Below are 18,065 nucleotides of genomic sequence, written 5' to 3' on the forward strand. Positions count from 1 at the left end.
AATATAGGGATAGGGGGAATTATGATGAAAAATTACGTTTGTACAACGTGCGGTGTGCAGTATGCAGCGAGTGTAGAGGAACCGGTGAGTTGTCATATTTGTGATGAAGAGAGGCAATATGTGAATCCGAAAGGGCAGTCTTGGACGACTTTAGAAAATTTGCAAACAGATGATACATATAAAAATGTAATAATCGAAGAGGAAAATGGACTTTATAGTATTACGACAAAACCAGGATTTGCGATCGGTCAAACGGCATTTATAGTGAAAACAGAGTCATATCGTTTACTATGGGACTGTATTACGTATTTAGATGAAACGACAATTGCGAAAATAAAAGAGCTTGGTGGATTAGATGCGATTGCATTGTCTCATCCTCATTATTATTCAACGCAAGTAGAATGGGCAGAGACATTTGATGTACCAATTTATATACACGAAGATGATAAAGAATGGGTGATGCGCCCAAGTAGTCGTATTATTTATTGGTCTGGTGAGTCTTTACAATTAGCGGATGGGATTACTGTACATCGTCTTGGAGGACATTTTAGTGGTGGTTCTGTATTGCATTGGGAAGAAGGTAATGATGGAAAAGGGATTTTGTTAACAGGTGATATTATTCAAGTTGTAGCGGATGAGCGGTGGGTAAGTTTTATGTATAGCTATCCAAACTTAATTCCATTACCAGCGAGAAAAGTGGAAGAAATGGTGAACCGAGTGAAGCCGTTACAGTTTAATCGTTTATACAATGCTTTTCATCGAGTAGTAAAAGAAAATGCAAATGAGGCAGTTGAACGTTCTGCTGAAAGATATATAAAAGCAATAGAAGGAAAGTTGTTTCATACGTAAAAGGAGAGTAGCTTAATGAAAACGTTAGTATGCTTTGGAGATAGTATTACAGCTGATGAAACATTTTTTGATGGAATGCCGAGATTAACACCACGTTTGCAAGAGATGTTTCCGAAGTGGAAAGTAGTGAATGCAGGTGTTCCAGGGGATAATACATTCGATGCGTTAAATAGGATTGAAGAAGATGTAATATCATATAAACCAGATTTCGTAACAGTTTTTCTTGGTACGAATGATGCGGTTTCTTTTTCTCAAGTGTCATTACAAGCATATAAAGAAAACTTAGAGAAGATTGTGAACCATATTTCATCAGATAAAGTACTACTGATTAGTCCTGCACCAGTTGATGAAGAAAAACAGCGTAATAGAACAAATAGAGTGCTTGGTCAGTATGCAGACGTGGTGGAGAAAGTGGCGAGGGAAACAGGAAGTTATTTTCTAAACGTATTCGCTGAAATGATTCAAGAACGGGATTATAAAAGATTTGTAGAAAATGGTGAAAAAGATGGATTACACTTTGGACCAGAAGGCTATGAGTATGTAGCGAGGTTAATTGGTGAAAAGTTAAAAGGAATTTTATAAGGAGCAAAGCACTTAGTGTTTTGCTTTTTCTTGTTTTTTTGCAGTCTATAAACTTATTCACCGCTGTAATTTGCACAGATATTTTGTTTTTTTTATATGCGTAAAAGGTTAGCTCTGTTTTAAAGTAATATAAATTTATTTTTAAAAATTTATATTTCGTAGTTGAAAATCAATAAAGGTGTAACTATAATAGTTACAGTTAGTTTGTTATTTTGAAATATACACATTGAATTACAAGAATGAAAGGAGTTTTTATGTAAATCAAAAAGTTATAAAAATCTATTAATTTTTATAATAAGATAAAAAGCTTTTCGGTTCATACACATTATTAAATATGTTAATTCTAATAGAAAACTAGAGGTGGAAAGATGAAAAATTTTAAAGGTATGTTGATATCATCACTTGCAATTACAACTTTTGCTGGGGTAGGTACGACATTTGTAACAAATACAGTACATGCTGCCAATAACGATTCTAGTAAAATACAATTTCGTTCTAATAAGAGTATAAACACAACAACTAGCTCGAGATTGCCTGTATTATCAATCAATCCTTATGATGAACCTAGATTTTTGAGACAGGGATATCTTGAAGAGGCACCTTTAGGAATTAATGCTCCTTATGCTTGGGGAATTAAAGGAGGAGATGGTCAAGGAGCAACCTTTGTAGATTTGGAAGAAGGCTGGTTATTAAATCATGAAGATTTAGTCGGTCAAAATATTGAATTTATGTCTGGAAAAATGAGTAATGATCTTTCTCACGGTACTTCAGTTCTAGGTGTTGTTTCTGCAGCTGACAATAGGATTGGGAACATTGGGATTGCACCAAAAGCAAAGGCAAAAGTAATTTCAGTGATCCGAGATAATGGGAGAATCGATGTAAGAGATGCTATTTTAAGTGCCGTAGATTCTTTACAGGCTGGAGATGTTTTATTAATAGAAGAATCCTTTAAATATGATGGATATGGAGATGACCCTTTACCAGTAGAAGTATACCCGAGTATATTTAACGCAATTCGTAAAGGTACAGATAAAGGTATTATTATTGTAGAAGCAGCTGGTAATGGTGGGATTGATTTAGATAAATTTAAAGACCGTAATGGTAAACAGATTTTAAATCGAAATAGTCCAGACTTTAAAGATTCAGGAGCTATTATAGTTGGAGCATCTACTGCAAGAGTTCCTCATAAACGTTTAGGTTTCTCTAACTATGGTAGTAGAATTGATGTATATGGTTGGGGAGAGTATGTTGATACATTAGATACATATCAAAATCAAAATAGTAAAGGACAAAAAGTTACAGATCAGAGTATAATGAATCGTTATACTTCTAATTTCCGTGGTACTTCTAGCGCTTCGCCTATAATCGCTGGGGCTGCTGTATCAATTCAAGGGATTGCTAAAGAACATTTAGGTAAGGCATATACACCAAAAGAATTGAGAGCAATTTTAAGTAATCCTAATACAGGCACAAAATCTAATGACCCATCATCTGATAAAATAGGGGTTTTACCAGATTTAAAAGCGATTTTGTCTAACCTTGGTTTTCATAGTGATTTAACTACCAATGATTCTATGGTATTTCCAGATAACGTAGAAAAAAATGAAGGAAAAGAAAATTCAACTTTCGTATTTCCAGGTGAAGAAACAAAAAAAACAGGGGATAAAAATTCAACTGTAACATTCCCAGAAGAAGATTTAAAACAGCAAGAAAAAGAAGAGGGATTAATTGTTTTTCCTGATTAATAAAAAAATACTACCTTCCATTTGGAGGTAGTATTTTTTATTTCTTGTCATTAACAAGCAGGCATGAAATTTGTATTTGTTTATCTTTCATAATGAACTTAACCACAAAGTCGAATGTTTGACTGTTAATTAACTTTTTCGTCTCAATCAATTACATGAATCAATCTAGAAATGCTTGCTGCAATGCTTTCAGTCCATCGCTGTATATACCATGAACCAGATTTATTGCCTCTTCATCACTAACTGCAACAGGAGTGAACGTACCAGACCACTCTACTAACGATGTGTTACTTTCAGTACCTTCTTTAACTTGGATTGTAGATAAATAATTAGTGACCGGGAACGGTGCATTCATGATTGAATACGTGTAGTAGCGTTCCTTATCATTGAATACTTCTAAGCGTTCTATAATTGTTTCACCATCTGGATTAGCTAGATGACGTACACGACCGCCTTCAGTTAATTTACTGCTAGGTATATAAGGTAACCAGTCTGGAAGGGAGTTGAAACCTCCGATTAATTGCCATACTTGTTCAGTTGATCCGAAAATTTCCATAGATATAGTAGTATATGCCATGTTCATTACGCTCCTTTTCATCTCGGTATTTACGGGTAAATAATCAGTAGAGAATAAATCGCCCCACTGATTAAAGTTTCACTTTATAGGTCCATAACTTATAGTGAGAACGAATTTTATCGTGGATTTTTTATTTAATATATAATTATAAATTTAAAACTATATACTTTTAATAATTAAATTATATAATAAATATAGAAACGAAAATTTATGAGCAAGGAAGTTGAAAAATATGACATTAACAATGGGCTTTATTGGATTTGGAAAGTCAGCTAACCGCTATCACTTACCTTATGTAAACACGCGTAATAATATAAAAATAAAAACGATTTTTGTACGTCAAATAAATGAAAAATTAGCGGCTCCATATAAGGAAAAAGGTGTTTACTTCACTACTGATTTGGACGAATTGTTGAATGACAAGGAAATTCAAGTGGTGACGGTCTGTACGCCAGCACATACGCATTACGAATTAGCGAAAAAAGTTATACTTGCTGGAAAATCAGTTATCGTTGAAAAACCATTTTGCGATACAGTGGAACATGCGAAAGAATTATTAGCTTTAGGACGAGAAAAAGGTGTAGTAGTTATGCCTTATCAAAACCGCCGTTTTGATGGTGATTTTTTAGCTGTGAAGCAAGTAATTGAACAAGGGTTCCTTGGTGATATTATTGAGATTGAATCACATATTGATTATTTCCGTCCTGGTTCAATCACTCATGAAGCTCCAAAAGAAGAAGGTTCATTTTACAGTTTAGGTATTCATACGATGGACCGTATGATTTCACTATTCGGCCGTCCAGATACGGTGACATACGATATTCGTAATAATGAAATGGAAGGTGCGGTTGATAACTATTTCGATGTTGGTTTACATTACGGAAATCAGTTGAAGATTAAGCTGAAAACGAACCATGTCGTAGCAAAAGATTATCCACGCTTTATCGTTCATGGAACAAACGGATCATTTATTAAATATGGTGAAGATCAGCAGGAAAATGATTTGAAAGCGGGTGTTATGCCTGAGAGTGCAGGATTTGGTGAAGATTCACCGATGTACTATGGAGTTGCTAAGTATCGTAATGCAAATGGTGACTGGATTGAAAAACAAATTAAAACGCCACTTGGTGATTACGGTCGTTTCTATGATGCCGCGTATGAAACAATTATAAATGGTGCACCAAAACTTGTGAAAGACGAAGAAGCGGTAACGAATATTGAAATCTTAGAAAATGGATTTGCTGCCCCATCACCTTCAGTTTACAAACTTGAGGCTTTACATTTGAATGAATAGAAGAGAGTTTGCAGTATAAAGGAGGTATGGAAATGGCAAGCGGATCAACACAAGTAAAATACCTCGGCATTTATCAAAAGATTAAACAGCAAATTTTAGATGGTGAATATAAAATCAACGAAAAAATTCCGAGTAGCCCCGTCCTTGCTGAAGAATTTGGTGTTTCAGCCCTTACTATTAAGAAAGCGCTGGATCTATTAGTTAGAGATGGCTACATCATCCGCCGGCGCGGAAGTGGAACAGTGGTGCAAGATTGGCGTCAACAGGAAAAGGCACGAATGATTCAAACTTTAACGGGTACGAAAGCTGTATACGGCAGTGAGGTAGAAAGTAAAATTATCGAGTTTGCGATTGTTGGGGCTGATGAAGTAGTTGCTGAGAAATTGGGAGTTTCAATCGGTGATTTCGTCTATAAAATCATTCGCCTCCGCATCATTCACAGCATTCCGACGATTATGGAGCATACATGGATGCCAATTTCGGTTATCCCAGGTGTTGAGGCTTCTGTTTTAGAGGAGTCGATATACTCACATATTCAAAATAAACTTGGTCTTGAAGTAGGGACATCTGTTGTCAGGGTTAAAGGAATTCGCCCACATGATAGGGAAAAGCAGTTTATGAACTTAACAAATCAGGATTTCCTAATGCGAGTTGAACAAGTAGCTTATTTAACGGATGGACGAACTTTTGAATATTCTTATGCAGATCATCTACCCGAAACCTTTGAGTTTGAAACAGTCATTACTGCAAAAAATTATAAAGAGATATAAAAATCGGTTGAGGCAAGTATTGTCTCAACTGCTCCTATTATACGTTAATAGAATGAATCCAAGACTTAACATTTGATTTATAGAACTGTAAAGTTTAAAATTACAGTATAGTTTTTAGAAGTGAGTTGTTATCGTCTGTAAAATGTAGATAAATTAAATATTCTCGAATAAATAATATTGCTTGTATTTGATTCTAAACTGTAATTTTTTTTAATACATTTCAATAACCGATGTTTAAAATGTACGTTTCATAACATTAAAGGAGTGAGTTAAATATGGTAATTCTATATACAACAGCAAGCTGTGCCTCATGCCGAAAAGCGAAAGCATGGCTTGAAGAGCATCAAATTGATTATATTGAAAAAAACATCGTATCAAATTCTATGACAGTTGATGAGCTTAAATCGATTCTTCGTTTAACTGAAGAGGGGGCTACTGAAATTATTTCAACTAGATCCAAAACTTTTCAGGACTTAAATATAAATATTGATGAGCTCTCGCTAAATGAATTTTATACATTAATAATTGAGCATCCACTAATGTTACGACGCCCAATTATGCTGGACGAGAAAAGATTGCAGATTGGTTTTAATGAGGAAGAAATTCGTAAATTTTTACCACGTAGCGTTCGAACGTTTTTGAACATTGAATTGCAAAAATTGGCCAATTAATAAGTAGTATTTTTAGAAAAAGTTTTTTGAAAGGAGGAAGCAGAAGATGATTGAAGTATGTGTTACAGTTAATTATAATGATAGAAATTATCAAACAAATGTTATTGTGAGTAAAGATACGATTTGGACAAAAATTAAACAGTTGGCAGAAGAACAAGTGAAGAAACAGTGGAGTGTTTAATTTTATTTTCAACTTAAAAAGCTAAATGAAGTTATCAGATATAGGTGGGACCGGATAGAATATAAGAGAATTAATTTTTTATGGCAAGAAGTATTCTATATGTTTTAACGTTCTAACCTATCTGTAATATTTATGGCTACAGTTAATATATGAGAAACAATATTTTTGATCGTAGGAGGAAAATCATGAACAGCGACTTTACCTTGGCCATACACAGTTTAACTTATTTAGCTTTACAGCCAGATCGGATGTCAACAAGTAATGCTATTTCAGAAAGTGCAGGTGTACATCCAGTACGCATTCGCAAAGTACTAAGTTTGTTAAAAAAACATAAGTTTATACAATCGAAAGAGGGGACTGGTGGCGGTTTTATTTTCGCTCGCGATTTAGATGAAATTAATCTTTGGCATATTTATCAGATAACCTCTGAAGGTGCTTTGCAGCCGAAGTGTCCAGAATCAAACAATCAGTGTGTTGTAGGTTCGAACATGCGAAAAGTTCTTTTCGCTATTTTCTTAGGTGCTGAAGAGCATCTAGGTGAATACTTAAAGAATTATACAATGAAAGAAGTTGTTGACCTTATCAATCAAGAGCGTTAAGCGGCTTAATTATTATATAGCCGTGAGTTCTTAACACTTAAATGTAATGAAAAATATTACAGTATAATTGTTTTTATATCTTTTTTATTGTCACAAAAAATATTTATAGGAAGGTGAAACGGTATGATGTCAAATAATAATCATGTTTTAAAAGTAGGAGATTGGGTTCGTGGAATATCAAATGAAGGTGAATTAATAGTTGGTTATATTGTATCACTTGATGATGTAGAGGATATAGTTACAGTTAGTATTGTGAAACGTGACGGCCAGTACACAATAAACGAAGCGATTTTACTCTTTAGTAAACACGTTAACAAACTCCCTGAATCAAAGGTAATAAATAAGGAACAAATCCTTTATCTTATAGATCTTGCATTATTAACAGGGGATGAAGAATGGTTTATCGAGCTTTCTTCAAAATTAAACTCGATAAAAGAGCTAGTTAATGAGGGATTTTAAAATTTAAACTTTTGAGGGTGCACACAATCCGCCTTATGGAGAGGACACAATTACTTTTCGCATAAAAGGAAATGATGTAAAAACGATTCATTACAAACATAGAGATATTCCTGATAACGATAATTATGTAAATGAGCTGTCCATATGGGGCAGCTTTTTTGTTTTTTACTCAGTGTATCTTTTTAAAATGTATATGAATTCAATATTAATAATATATATCCTAAAATTTGGTTTTTTTATTTTGGAATTTTTTCTTTTTACCTACATTAATTATTTATTAGAATATCTTTTATGTTTAAAATGAAATTTTTTGATAAAGGGGATATAAGTATCTTTATAATGAGTAACCTAGAAAAACAATGTATTATTGTATTTTTTTACTAACTAATTCAGCTTTAAGCGATAAAAACAATGGCTACATGCTAACTGTAAAATATTATCCATATAAAATTATTGCACTTTAATATTTCTGAAAATATAAAAATATTAATTTTATAAATATACACGTTATAATGAGGGCGTCGAGAGAAATTTTATTATCTCTGGAGAAAATATAAAAAATGCGATTACTAGTAAGAAAGGTGTGTGATTAGAGGCGAAATGTATGTAATGTGCTTCAGTGGCTTGTGTAAGCAATATCATCAGTGCTACCGAAGTTATGAAGGTAATGTATAGAATTGAGAAAGAAATGCCTCGCAAATGAAGAGAGGCCGGTTTATCTAAAATTACTGTTAAAAGTAAAAAAGAGAAACCATTAAAGTAATACACTGTTATTAGAAATGTTGCAACGTATTTATGAAGTCTATTCTATATTGTTCTCTTAAGAGGTCTTTATATAAAGAGCGGATATTACGAGTAAACTTTTTTGTGAACGCTAACAATTATATTAGGACGCTAACTAGCGAATGTTTCAATTTGGATTCATTATGATGAAGGACATACAAAGTGGGGCAACTTGTAAGGAATTCATTTTCCGAAAAGGGAATATTTGTTAGGTGTAAAGAGAGATGCAGGAATAGATACAAGGGGGAGTTATTATATGAACGGGAATACTGCAAAGAAAATAGAAGTTCAAGCTGAAAATACCGCACGAAAAAATGAGCAATATGCAGATCCGAAAAAGTGGCATAAGCAGGATACTACATGGGCACTCAGTCTATTTGGAACTGCAATTGGAGCAGGGGTGCTCTTTTTACCGATTAATGCAGGTTCAGGTGGTTTATTATCTTTACTACTAATTACATTACTTGCATATCCAGTTATGTATTACTCACATAGGGCGCTTGCTAAAATGATATACGCTTCTAATTCTGCTGATGAGGGGATCACAGGTACAATTAGAGAGTATTTCGGAAATAAAGCGAGTATCATTTTTAACATCGTATATTTCGGTTCAATTTATACAATCGTACTAATGTATTCGGTTGCGCTTACAAACACTGCAAGTAGTTTTATCGTGCATCAATTGCACATGCCAGAACCTCCAAGAGCTATTTTATCACTTGTATTAGTTCTTGGTCTTATCGCTATACTGAATTTTGGTCAAGATATTACTGTAAAGGTAATGAGTATGTTAGTGTATCCTTTCATAGTTTCTTTACTTTTTATCGCAATATCTTTAATTCCACAGTGGAATACGTCAATGCTTAGTTTTTCAGCTGTTTCAACTGCTTCAACAGGAACAGGCTATTTTGGAACGATATTGATGATTCTACCAATCATCGTATTCTCATTTAATCATTCACCTATGATTTCATCATTTGTTGTGAAACAGAGAGCTACGTATGGAATCGAAGCCACTGATGCTAAATGTGCGCAAATACAAAAGGTTTGTTATATCATGACATTCGCTGTTGTTATGTTCTTCGTTTGGAGTAGCGCATTGAGCTTGACTCCAGATGATATAAAAATGGCAAAAGAACAAAACTTATCAATTCTTTCATATCTTGCTAATGAGCTTAATTCGCCTGTAATCACTATTGCAGCTCCAATTATTGCTTTTGTGGCTATTACAAAGTCTTTCCTTGGCCATTATATCGGAGCATTTGAAGTAATGCGTGACATGATTATTAAGTTCGGTAAATCACGTGGAAAAGATATTGAAGAAAAAACAATTAAGACAGTAATCCTTACTTTTGTTGTATTATCATGCTGGTTTGTTGCTTATACAAATCCAAGTATTCTTGGACTTATTGATTCTCTAAGCGGTCCATTAGTTGCTGCTATCTTATGTCTATTACCGATGTATGCGATTCAAAAAGTTCCAGTACTAGCTAAATACAAAGGGAAAATGAGTAACGTATTTGTTATTATTGTAGGTGTACTTACTGTCTTAGCAAGTATTAAGTCATTATTCTAATTCACGATTGTTAGTTCTAGTGCAAAATAAAATAAAGCGATTTTGGGACAGGCTTCTCCATTTGGAGAGTTTGTCCCTTTTTAAATGAGTGACAAAAGGTCATCTTTTCCATAGTCTCTTTTCGTACATAAGGTTGCTTTATTGAGTGTAATTTTTTGATGATTATGAACAAGCATTCCTTTGGTTAAATGAATATCCCATATGAAACTTTTAGCGAACCGGTTGCTCAATCAACTGTTTTTTATGTTTGTAAGTAGTATTCGGAAGAAAACTTCTATACGAAATGTTTAGCACTAGAGGACATACATTTTTAATGAGTTAAATATAATTCATAATAGCACCAAGAAGAAATGAATACGCTTTACGGTATTAGTTATATGGAAAGACCGCACGATAGGATTGCATAATTTTAAAAGTAGCAATCTGGCATAAAGTGAGTAAGGGGGACAAAGATATGAGTACTTCAAATTTGAATGAAATAAGTAAACAAATTTTAAAAGAGGAGGAAACACTTCAATTTTCCTCTTTTACAAATGAAGATGCCTTGCAACTAGGTTTATTTATCGTTGAAACAGCAAAGCAAGAGGGGAAATTGATTGCTGTTGATATAACGAAAAATGGTGTGCAATTATTTCATTTCAAGATGACAGGGACAAATGAGGAAAATACGAAATGGATTGAGCGTAAAAAACGAGTCGTTTCCCTGCATGATCGTAGCTCGTATTATATGCAGATACAAAGTGAAATAACTGGGGTCTCCTATAATGAAAAATATCTTTTAGATACTTCAGAATACGCTGCGTTTGGTGGATGTTTTCCTATCAGAATAAAAAACGTAGGGGTTATTGGAATGATAACAGTTTCAGGATTACCACCAGAAGAAGATCACGAATTGGTAATAAGGGCAGTTAAAAATCATTTGAAGCAATAGTAAAAATAAATGTGATGGTTAAGTAAAAGCCAAGAATGAACATATTATTGTTCGTTTTTGGCTTTTTATTATTTTTTCTTATAGTCGGCTAAGAGGGTTCTTTTACAGGTAGCACTTAATTTTGCAATGTTCTTTAAATTGCATCGTTTTGTTCGAGTGAGCGAAATTGCTGTAATTGAAGATGCTCTAAATTAATGTGAAATTTGGTGATTAAAGTAGCTACATTTCATATTTGTGTAAATATGAAACAAGCAGGATACATGAATAGAGAATGGGTAAAATAGTACCGAATGATGATTAGATTTTATGAATGATGTTATAAGGCTTTTTTTAGGAAAACTGAAGGAAGCAGTGTGTTTAGATTTAGAATGACTGGCAATGGGTGCTAGGAAGTTCAATGATTCAAAAATGAACTCATTTAAACGCATACTATCTTCGAGATGTATCATTTTGAAGAATATTAAAACTTAGGAGGAACGGAATTATGACAAAAGATTTCTATACTGCACTGAAAGAAAGACGTACTTACTATGGGATTAATAAAGAGGTACAAGTATCGGATGAAAAAATTAAAGAAATCGTGGAGTTTGCTGTGAAATATACTCCATCCGCTTTCAATTCTCAAACTGCACGATTAGTTGTATTATTTGGTGAAGCTCATGATAAATTATGGGATATTACCACTGAAACATTAAGAAAAGTAGTTGGAGATGGAGACTTTTCAGGAACGCAACAAAAAATGGATTCTTTTAAAGCTGGTTATGGAACAGTATTATTCTTTGAAGATGAGGCTATCGTTAAATCGCTTCAAGAAAAGTTTGCTGCATATGCTGAAAACTTCCCAATTTGGTCACACCAAGCATCAGGTATGCACCAATTAGTCGTGTGGACAGGTTTAGAAGCAGAGGGATTAGGGGCATCATTACAACATTATAATCCATTAATTGACGATGAGGTAAAACAAGAATGGAATGTCCCTGCTAATTGGAAACTAATTGCACAAATGCCATTTGGTAATCCAACAGCTGCACCAGGTGAAAAAGAATTCCAACCACTTGAAGAGCGTGTGAAATTTCATAAGTAATATTCGAATGTAATAAAATAGAAATTTAATCAGTGGTGGTCTTACTGTCCGCAAATAGCAGGGGAAGCTAACTGTATTGTAAAAATAAAACTGTTTATTAATAAAAAAGCTTATTCGTTTTTTTTATTAATCGAGTATGTATGAATAAAAGATTTTAAAACACTATTTTAATCTGTAAGGGAACAAGGTGATCGTTTTGATCACCTTGCTTTATTTCTTACATTTTATTTATTAAAAAACGCTAGCTTTTCATAAATGCTTGAAAAATTAGCGTTTTAATAATAGGTATCTGTAATTTGATTACTTAAAACTATATACGAAAAAGCTTTTATGTTATTCCTCAAGTTCTATCCATTCCTGTGACCATTCTTCTATTCCGCGAATAATAGCTTCTAAAGCAAATCCTTTTTGAGTTAAAGAATATTCTATACGAACTGGTGTCTCAGGAAAGACTTTACGTTCGACAATTCCTTCTAGTTCTAATTCTTTCAATCTTTCTGAAAGTAATCTTCCGCTAACAGGAAGAGAAGATTCAAGTGTACAAAAGCGCTGAGATCCAGAAAAAAGTTGGTAAATAATTAGTGCTGTCCATCGTTGACTAAAAAATTTCATTCCTTTTTCAAAGCGAGGGCATAATGTAGAATCATTCATTTTCCTTCACCTCCTAAAATAAATTATATAACATCTTACTATTAGTAACAAATGTTTTTATAATTAATTACTTGACGTAAATTGATTACGAATGTATACTCACTTACATAAAGTAACTAAGTTGTTTTATGTAACTAAAACTCTTTTCTTTAAATGGCCAAAGTTGTAATGATACATATTGCATATAAGCTGAGAGAAAAAAGAATAGCATCTGTAAAAACACTTACGTTGTGTAAGTTAAACAATAAAAAATATAACAATGGAAGAGAATTTTAGAGATTCTCTATACTAGGAGGTACCTAATGGTTACAACAGATACAATTCATATGTTAGAAGATAAAATTCAATTTATACATCAAGATGGAAAGGATATTTATTTAGTAGGTCCTATCAAATTGCCAATTAATTTATATGGGGAGACTAAAGTTTTTCAATGGTATTCTTGGTTACAATGTAGTGAGGTTACAAATAGTGTAGAAGGAATTATCGAAAAACTCTCATCTATTAATTTAGCTGATATGCAGCAATCTAGTGTACTTGTATATGGTGATTTTGAGAATTCTGAAGATGCCCTAATTCGTATGCATAGTATTTGTCACACCGGTGATATCTTTGGTAGTAAACGTTGTGACTGTGGATTCCAATTAAAGCAGTCTTTACAAATGATTACAGAACATGGTTCAGGTGCTTTATTTTACTTAGCGAATCATGAAGGAAGAGGAATTGGCTTGTTTAGTAAAGCTATGACGTACCTCTTGCAAGAAAATGGGTTAGATACAGTAGAAGCTAATCTGAACCTAGGTTTTGAAGATGATGTTCGAAACTATGATGATACAATTGAAGTATTAAAAGCGCTACGCTCAAAACCTGTAAAACTTATTACAAATAATCCGAAAAAATTAGAAGCGTTACAAAAAGCTGGATTAAATGTTACGAGTCGTGAACCGTTATGGGGTGATGTCTCAGAGTTTAATGAGAAATATTTGCAAACGAAGATTCAGCGTTCTGGACATTTTGAAGGGGGACACTTACATGCTTGAGCATGAATTGTATATGAAGCTAGCACTAGAAAATGCCAAGGCTATGAAGGGACAAACGACTCCAAATCCATTGGTTGGATCTGTAATTGTAAATGATAATCGAATTGTAGGGGTCGGAGCACATATGAAGGCCGGAGAACCACATGCCGAAATACATGCGATACGTATGGCTGGAGAACAGGCACGTGGTGGTACAATTTATGTAACTCTTGAACCTTGTTCTCATCATGGTAGAACAGGGCCTTGTGCTGAAGCAATTGTACAAGCAGGAATTAAGAAGGTAGTAGTTGCTACACTTGATCCCAACCCGCTTGTTTCTGGACGTGGAATTAAAATTCTACAAGATGCAGGTATTGAAGTACTTGTAGGAGTGTGTGAAGAAGAATCTAAAAAAATGAATGAAGTCTTTAATAAATATATTTTGACAAAGCGCCCATTTGTAACGATTAAATCAGGAGTTACATTAGATGGGAAAATCGCTACGTCTTTATCGGATAGTAAGTGGATTACATCTACAGAAGCAAGACAAGAAGTACACCAAATACGAAACGAAAATGCGGCTATTTTAGTAGGAGCGAATACTGTTCAAAAGGATAATCCATCATTGACAACGCGTATTCCAAATGGCCGAAATCCAATTCGAGTAATATTGGACTCGACATTACGCATACCGATGGAAGCTAACGTTGTTACAGATAGAGAAGCTCCTACCTGGATATTTACAACAAGTAATCATGCAGAGGAAAAAAAGAAAGCATTAGAAAATGCAGGAGTTAAAGTATTTGTTACTAGCGGAGAAAAGCATATAAACTTACATGAAATGCTTGATGTTTTAGGACAAAAAGGAGTTTCCTCCCTGCTTATTGAAGGTGGTGGAGAAGTAAATGCTTCGTTTATTGAAAATAAACTAATGGATAAAATTATTTTATATTTCGCACCTAAAATTATTGGAGGTAGATTGGCGCCTAGTTTTGTAGAGGGGACTGGTATTACTAAAATGAAAGATGCAATTGAATTTAAGGATATATCATTTACCCAGATTGGAAAAGATTATAGATTTATTGGCTATCCAGCATATCGGAAAGATGAGCAATAAGGGGAATAAAAACTACTTATATGTTCCGATAAATGGATTGCAGAAAGGAGCGATGAAGAGTGAAGTTTGGATTTGATATCGATGATACACTAATTGATTTAAGGCAGCATGCTTTTCATTTATATAATAAGAAATTAAACAAAAAAGTAGGGTTGGATGTATTCCATTCTTTAAAAACAATTGAAATTCATGAAGCATTTGGCATGACTTCCGAGGAAGGCGGTCATATGTGGAATAGTTTGCTGGATGAGATTTATTATACTTCTTGTTCACCGTTTCCGTATGCTGTAGAGACATTGCAAGAATTAGAAAGACAGGGACATGAAATTTACTATATAACGGCGCGACCTAAAGAGCATGGAGAGCAAACAAAAAAATGGTTAATAGAAAAAGGATTTCCGGTACATGAAGATCGCTTTTTCTATGGAATGAAGGATGAAGAAAAAATACACTTTATACAAGAAATAAAATTAAACTATTTCTTTGATGATAAGCCGGCTGTTTTAGAAACGTTAATAGGAAAACCGATAAATGTATATGCAAAAACTACTTCTTACAATCAATATCTCAATATCCCGCGTATTACAAATTGGATGGAGTTAGGAGATATTATAAAGAAAGATATGTGAGGATTTAAATGGAAAATCAAATAGAGCCAAGAGCATATTGAGTATTACAATTTTAGAGGAAAGACATACGTATTATGTCTTTCCTTATTTTTTAATATTATCGTTTTTATTAGTGTGATGTGCTAGGAGTACTTCTAATAGAGGGGGAATAGAAAAATGAGCAATAAGAAAAATATTTTTAAGCTAGTCTTGTATGGAAGCGTAATTTATATATCATACCAGTGATGGTTTTCCCTGGTGCCACAGTATATGCGGATATTTTGGGTAAGAAGTTCAAGAATTAATGAGATGTGTTCATGATCATGAATTTTTGGAAAACGAAAATTACAATGTTAGGTTATTTTGAATCAGTAGTGGACGATATGCAAAATTACATATTACAAAATAAACATCGTAATTTTTGGATTCTTGGTATAAAATACATTACTTAAACTATATATTAGAATGGAGAAAGTGAATTGGAATTATTAAGAAACAGTAAGATTGGTACAAAACTAAACATATTAATAACTATATCAAGTATTGCATGTATAGTATTATCCCTAATAGGGTTTTGGGGGTTAGAAAGAGGGAAAAGTACTTCCTCTAATATGTATGAGGATAATTTACTGCCAATTGAGTGGATTGGAATTGTAGAATCTAATTTTTATCACGTTAATATGAACTTTATGGAAATAATGTTATCAAAAGATGAAAAAAGAATGAACGAATTAATAAGAGAAATGGATGGGATTCGTAAGGAAAATGATCATCTTTTAAAGCAGTTTGAGGCTAAACTTATTTCTACTAAAGAAAAAGAATTATATAACACGTTTCATGAAACATTTAATGAATTAAGGACTCAAATGAAGAAAGCACAAGAATTAGGGAAGTCTAATAATGAGGAAGCATATGCATATTATCTAAAAGAGATTGAACCTAATATGCAAAAATCAATAAAATCAATTCGTGAATTGATTTTATATAATAGTAATAATGCAGAGCTTTTACAGAAGGAAAATAATAATAGTGCTCAAAATACAATGATAATGTTTGTTAGTATTTCGATTTTAGCAATTTTAATAATTATATTAATTGGATATGTTATTAAATTAACTATCCGAAAACCACTTGCATTACTACAAAATGATATGGAAAAAGTAGCAGCTGGAGATTTAACAACACGTACTCCTTATAAAGCAAATAATGAATTAGGGCATATTGTTCAGTCTTTTAATAGTATGTTAGATAACCTTCAACAATTAATTGCGAATGTTAAGATGACAACACAAGAGGTTATTTTTACTACGGAGAGTGTATTACAAGATACAAATCAAGCGTCTAGTATTTCAAATGAGGTTGTACAGACTGTTTTAGAAGTAAAAACAAAAATAGAAGGACAGGTAACTAGTATTCAGGAGAGCTCATCCTCAATGGAAGAAATTACAACCGGGGTGCAAACTGTAGCTGAATCTTCAGCAGTAGTCGCTGAGGTAGCAGTAACGACTACAGAACGAATAAATATCGGTAGTGAAGTGATAAATCACTCTATTCTTCAAATGAATAGTGTGCATGATGTTGTCGAGGAAACATCAAAAGTAATAAATAAACTTGTTACACGTACACAACAGATTGATACAGCTCTCGCTGCAATTACTAATATTGCCGAACAAACGAATCTTCTTGCCTTAAATGCCGCTATTGAAGCGGCACGTGCTGGAGAGAATGGGAAAGGATTTGCAGTGGTTGCCGCAGAAGTTCGAGACTTGGCTGAGCAATCTAAAGAATCTGCAAAAGAAGTTAATCATTTAATAAAATCCATTCAAAAAGATACCCAAGATACAGTTAATGTCATGCAAAAAGGACAACAAAAGGCAGTAGAAGGAAAAGAAGCTGCTTACAAAGCGAATCAAACCTTCTTGTCTATTATGAGAGATATTGATAAGATTACAGGTCAAATTCAAGAAGTATCCGCAGCGACAGAAGAGATGTCTGCTGGTACAGAAGAAGTAAATGCTTCTCTTTCGCTAGTTTCTGAAACTGCAACGGATGTGAAAAAGGAGACTCTTCAAACTGTAAATTCAATTCAATCACAGGCCGTATCAATTGAACAAATATCAATCCAATCCAACAAAATGAAAGAAAAGGTGGAAGAATTAACGGAATTGGTTTCAAAATTTAATATTACAGAACAAAAAGAATAAGTAAATTGTAAAAGATTAGGTACGGCTATCAGCCTAAAAATAATTGATTTTTTACGATTAAAAAGATTTTAGTAATTAATTCAATCACAAGTGTAATAACATGTATAAAAAACATGAAGACTTAAGAGTCTTCGTGTTTTTTTTATTGAATAATGTCTGAAAAAATATTGATAATTATACGATATTTTGGAATTTATCACAAAATATTCATATATGCAAAATTACATACATTTAATGATTGATAATCACGAGTTAATGTAACTATAATAATTACACTGATAAGTAACTTATTGACGACAATTATAAGTGAAGAAGGAGGGCTTTATTGTATTTTGTATATAAAAAAATAGAGAAGGAGATATGCA

General features: G+C 33.2%; 19 protein-coding genes and 1 pseudogene. 18 read left to right on the plus strand and 2 right to left on the minus strand.

Annotated features, from left to right (window positions below; all coding sequences use genetic code 11):
• The first annotated feature begins 21 nt into the window (after positions 1-21).
• The 3 genes from QCI79_RS23830 to QCI79_RS23840 all read left to right on the plus strand — a co-directional run bounded on the left by QCI79_RS23830 (position 22) and on the right by QCI79_RS23840 (position 3,176).
• On the plus strand, positions 22-849 hold the full coding sequence (locus QCI79_RS23830; RefSeq protein ID WP_003284929.1) for an MBL fold metallo-hydrolase: 828 nt from the start codon (positions 22-24) through the stop codon (positions 847-849).
• A gap of 15 nt (positions 850-864) precedes the next feature.
• Positions 865-1,431, plus strand: a complete 567-nt coding sequence (locus QCI79_RS23835) for an SGNH/GDSL hydrolase family protein (protein ID WP_000855200.1) — start codon at positions 865-867, stop codon at positions 1,429-1,431.
• A 368-nt stretch (positions 1,432-1,799) separates the two neighbouring features.
• Positions 1,800-3,176, plus strand: coding sequence for a S8 family peptidase (locus tag QCI79_RS23840; RefSeq protein WP_002101134.1), 1,377 nt, complete (start codon positions 1,800-1,802; stop codon positions 3,174-3,176).
• Positions 3,177-3,336: 160 nt separating this feature from the next.
• On the opposite strand, the gene QCI79_RS23845 is transcribed toward QCI79_RS23840, so the two are convergent.
• Positions 3,337-3,753 carry an SRPBCC family protein gene (locus tag QCI79_RS23845; RefSeq protein WP_000332045.1) on the minus strand — a complete coding sequence of 139 codons (417 nt, stop codon included), beginning with the start codon at positions 3,751-3,753 and terminating at the stop codon, positions 3,337-3,339.
• A gap of 232 nt (positions 3,754-3,985) precedes the next feature.
• Between QCI79_RS23845 and QCI79_RS23850 the strand changes: the two genes are divergently transcribed.
• From QCI79_RS23850 to QCI79_RS23895, 10 genes and pseudogenes are all read left to right on the plus strand, one after another.
• Positions 3,986-5,047, plus strand: a complete 1,062-nt coding sequence (locus tag QCI79_RS23850) for an oxidoreductase (protein ID WP_000176643.1) — start codon at positions 3,986-3,988, stop codon at positions 5,045-5,047.
• Between the two features lie 32 nt (positions 5,048-5,079).
• On the plus strand, positions 5,080-5,817 hold the full coding sequence (locus QCI79_RS23855) for a GntR family transcriptional regulator (RefSeq protein ID WP_000146281.1): 738 nt from the start codon (positions 5,080-5,082) through the stop codon (positions 5,815-5,817).
• A gap of 275 nt (positions 5,818-6,092) precedes the next feature.
• Complete coding sequence (gene spxA / locus QCI79_RS23860) at positions 6,093-6,488, plus strand: transcriptional regulator SpxA (RefSeq protein WP_000236189.1); 396 nt, start codon at positions 6,093-6,095, stop codon at positions 6,486-6,488.
• Between the two features lie 46 nt (positions 6,489-6,534).
• Positions 6,535-6,669 (plus strand): BA3454 family stress response protein, encoded by a 135-nt coding sequence (locus QCI79_RS23865; protein ID WP_000573532.1) that lies wholly within the window; start codon positions 6,535-6,537, stop codon positions 6,667-6,669.
• 185 nt (positions 6,670-6,854) lie between these two features.
• Positions 6,855-7,268, plus strand: coding sequence for an Rrf2-family transcriptional regulator SaiR (saiR, locus tag QCI79_RS23870; protein WP_001083465.1), 414 nt, complete (start codon positions 6,855-6,857; stop codon positions 7,266-7,268).
• A 123-nt stretch (positions 7,269-7,391) separates the two neighbouring features.
• Positions 7,392-7,727, plus strand: a complete 336-nt coding sequence (locus QCI79_RS23875) for an IDEAL domain-containing protein (protein ID WP_000987462.1) — start codon at positions 7,392-7,394, stop codon at positions 7,725-7,727.
• Positions 7,728-7,734: 7 nt separating this feature from the next.
• Positions 7,735-7,848: pseudogene (locus QCI79_RS23880) on the plus strand (DUF3888 domain-containing protein); the annotation flags it as partial.
• A gap of 918 nt (positions 7,849-8,766) precedes the next feature.
• Positions 8,767-10,086: an aromatic amino acid transport family protein gene (locus tag QCI79_RS23885; RefSeq protein ID WP_001014190.1), complete on the plus strand. Its 1,320-nt coding sequence runs from the start codon at positions 8,767-8,769 to the stop codon at positions 10,084-10,086.
• Between the two features lie 454 nt (positions 10,087-10,540).
• Positions 10,541-11,017, plus strand: coding sequence for a heme-degrading domain-containing protein (locus QCI79_RS23890; protein WP_000107937.1), 477 nt, complete (start codon positions 10,541-10,543; stop codon positions 11,015-11,017).
• 484 nt (positions 11,018-11,501) lie between these two features.
• Positions 11,502-12,101 carry a nitroreductase family protein gene (locus QCI79_RS23895; RefSeq protein WP_000158938.1) on the plus strand — a complete coding sequence of 200 codons (600 nt, stop codon included), beginning with the start codon at positions 11,502-11,504 and terminating at the stop codon, positions 12,099-12,101.
• Between the two features lie 333 nt (positions 12,102-12,434).
• Here QCI79_RS23895 and QCI79_RS23900 read toward each other — a convergent pair whose 3' ends face one another.
• Complete coding sequence (locus QCI79_RS23900; protein WP_001000104.1) at positions 12,435-12,752, minus strand: winged helix-turn-helix transcriptional regulator; 318 nt, start codon at positions 12,750-12,752, stop codon at positions 12,435-12,437.
• 302 nt (positions 12,753-13,054) lie between these two features.
• On the opposite strand from QCI79_RS23900, the gene QCI79_RS23905 reads away from it, so the two are divergent.
• The 5 genes from QCI79_RS23905 to QCI79_RS23925 all read left to right on the plus strand — a co-directional run bounded on the left by QCI79_RS23905 (position 13,055) and on the right by QCI79_RS23925 (position 17,700).
• Positions 13,055-13,792: a GTP cyclohydrolase II gene (locus QCI79_RS23905; RefSeq protein WP_000258865.1), complete on the plus strand. Its 738-nt coding sequence runs from the start codon at positions 13,055-13,057 to the stop codon at positions 13,790-13,792.
• The gene (ribD, locus tag QCI79_RS23910; RefSeq protein ID WP_000889429.1) at positions 13,785-14,888 is read left to right on the plus strand and encodes a bifunctional diaminohydroxyphosphoribosylaminopyrimidine deaminase/5-amino-6-(5-phosphoribosylamino)uracil reductase RibD; all 1,104 of its coding nucleotides are present in this window, start codon (positions 13,785-13,787) and stop codon (positions 14,886-14,888) included. The genes QCI79_RS23905 and ribD overlap by 8 nt, the downstream gene beginning before the upstream one ends.
• A gap of 59 nt (positions 14,889-14,947) precedes the next feature.
• Positions 14,948-15,517, plus strand: coding sequence for a 5' nucleotidase, NT5C type (locus tag QCI79_RS23915; RefSeq protein WP_000668223.1), 570 nt, complete (start codon positions 14,948-14,950; stop codon positions 15,515-15,517).
• 296 nt (positions 15,518-15,813) lie between these two features.
• Positions 15,814-15,948: a hypothetical protein gene (locus QCI79_RS23920; RefSeq protein ID WP_000605687.1), complete on the plus strand. Its 135-nt coding sequence runs from the start codon at positions 15,814-15,816 to the stop codon at positions 15,946-15,948.
• 27 nt (positions 15,949-15,975) lie between these two features.
• Complete coding sequence (locus QCI79_RS23925) at positions 15,976-17,700, plus strand: methyl-accepting chemotaxis protein (protein ID WP_000422000.1); 1,725 nt, start codon at positions 15,976-15,978, stop codon at positions 17,698-17,700.
• The last annotated feature ends 365 nt before the right edge of the window (positions 17,701-18,065 follow it).

The sequence above is a fragment of the Bacillus cereus group sp. MG1 genome (assembly GCF_040460035.1).
Taxonomy (GTDB): Bacteria; Bacillota; Bacilli; order Bacillales; family Bacillaceae_G; genus Bacillus_A; species Bacillus_A cereus.

Excerpts from the sequence above, each read along its gene's own strand:
- QCI79_RS23830 (WP_003284929.1), top strand. The coding sequence starts at position 22 with ATGATGAAAAATTACGTTTGTACAACGTGCGGTGTGCAGTATGCAGCG.
- QCI79_RS23835 (WP_000855200.1), top strand. The coding sequence starts at position 865 with ATGAAAACGTTAGTATGCTTTGGAGATAGTATTACAGCTGATGAAACA.
- QCI79_RS23840 (WP_002101134.1), top strand. The coding sequence starts at position 1,800 with ATGAAAAATTTTAAAGGTATGTTGATATCATCACTTGCAATTACAACT.
- QCI79_RS23845 (WP_000332045.1), bottom strand. The coding sequence starts at position 3,753 with ATGGCATATACTACTATATCTATGGAAATTTTCGGATCAACTGAACAA.
- QCI79_RS23850 (WP_000176643.1), top strand. The coding sequence starts at position 3,986 with ATGACATTAACAATGGGCTTTATTGGATTTGGAAAGTCAGCTAACCGC.
- QCI79_RS23855 (WP_000146281.1), top strand. The coding sequence starts at position 5,080 with ATGGCAAGCGGATCAACACAAGTAAAATACCTCGGCATTTATCAAAAG.
- spxA (WP_000236189.1), top strand. The coding sequence starts at position 6,093 with ATGGTAATTCTATATACAACAGCAAGCTGTGCCTCATGCCGAAAAGCG.
- QCI79_RS23865 (WP_000573532.1), top strand. The coding sequence starts at position 6,535 with ATGATTGAAGTATGTGTTACAGTTAATTATAATGATAGAAATTATCAA.
- saiR (WP_001083465.1), top strand. The coding sequence starts at position 6,855 with ATGAACAGCGACTTTACCTTGGCCATACACAGTTTAACTTATTTAGCT.
- QCI79_RS23875 (WP_000987462.1), top strand. The coding sequence starts at position 7,392 with ATGATGTCAAATAATAATCATGTTTTAAAAGTAGGAGATTGGGTTCGT.
- QCI79_RS23885 (WP_001014190.1), top strand. The coding sequence starts at position 8,767 with ATGAACGGGAATACTGCAAAGAAAATAGAAGTTCAAGCTGAAAATACC.
- QCI79_RS23890 (WP_000107937.1), top strand. The coding sequence starts at position 10,541 with ATGAGTACTTCAAATTTGAATGAAATAAGTAAACAAATTTTAAAAGAG.
- QCI79_RS23895 (WP_000158938.1), top strand. The coding sequence starts at position 11,502 with ATGACAAAAGATTTCTATACTGCACTGAAAGAAAGACGTACTTACTAT.
- QCI79_RS23900 (WP_001000104.1), bottom strand. The coding sequence starts at position 12,752 with ATGAATGATTCTACATTATGCCCTCGCTTTGAAAAAGGAATGAAATTT.
- QCI79_RS23905 (WP_000258865.1), top strand. The coding sequence starts at position 13,055 with ATGGTTACAACAGATACAATTCATATGTTAGAAGATAAAATTCAATTT.
- ribD (WP_000889429.1), top strand. The coding sequence starts at position 13,785 with ATGCTTGAGCATGAATTGTATATGAAGCTAGCACTAGAAAATGCCAAG.
- QCI79_RS23920 (WP_000605687.1), top strand. The coding sequence starts at position 15,814 with ATGATCATGAATTTTTGGAAAACGAAAATTACAATGTTAGGTTATTTT.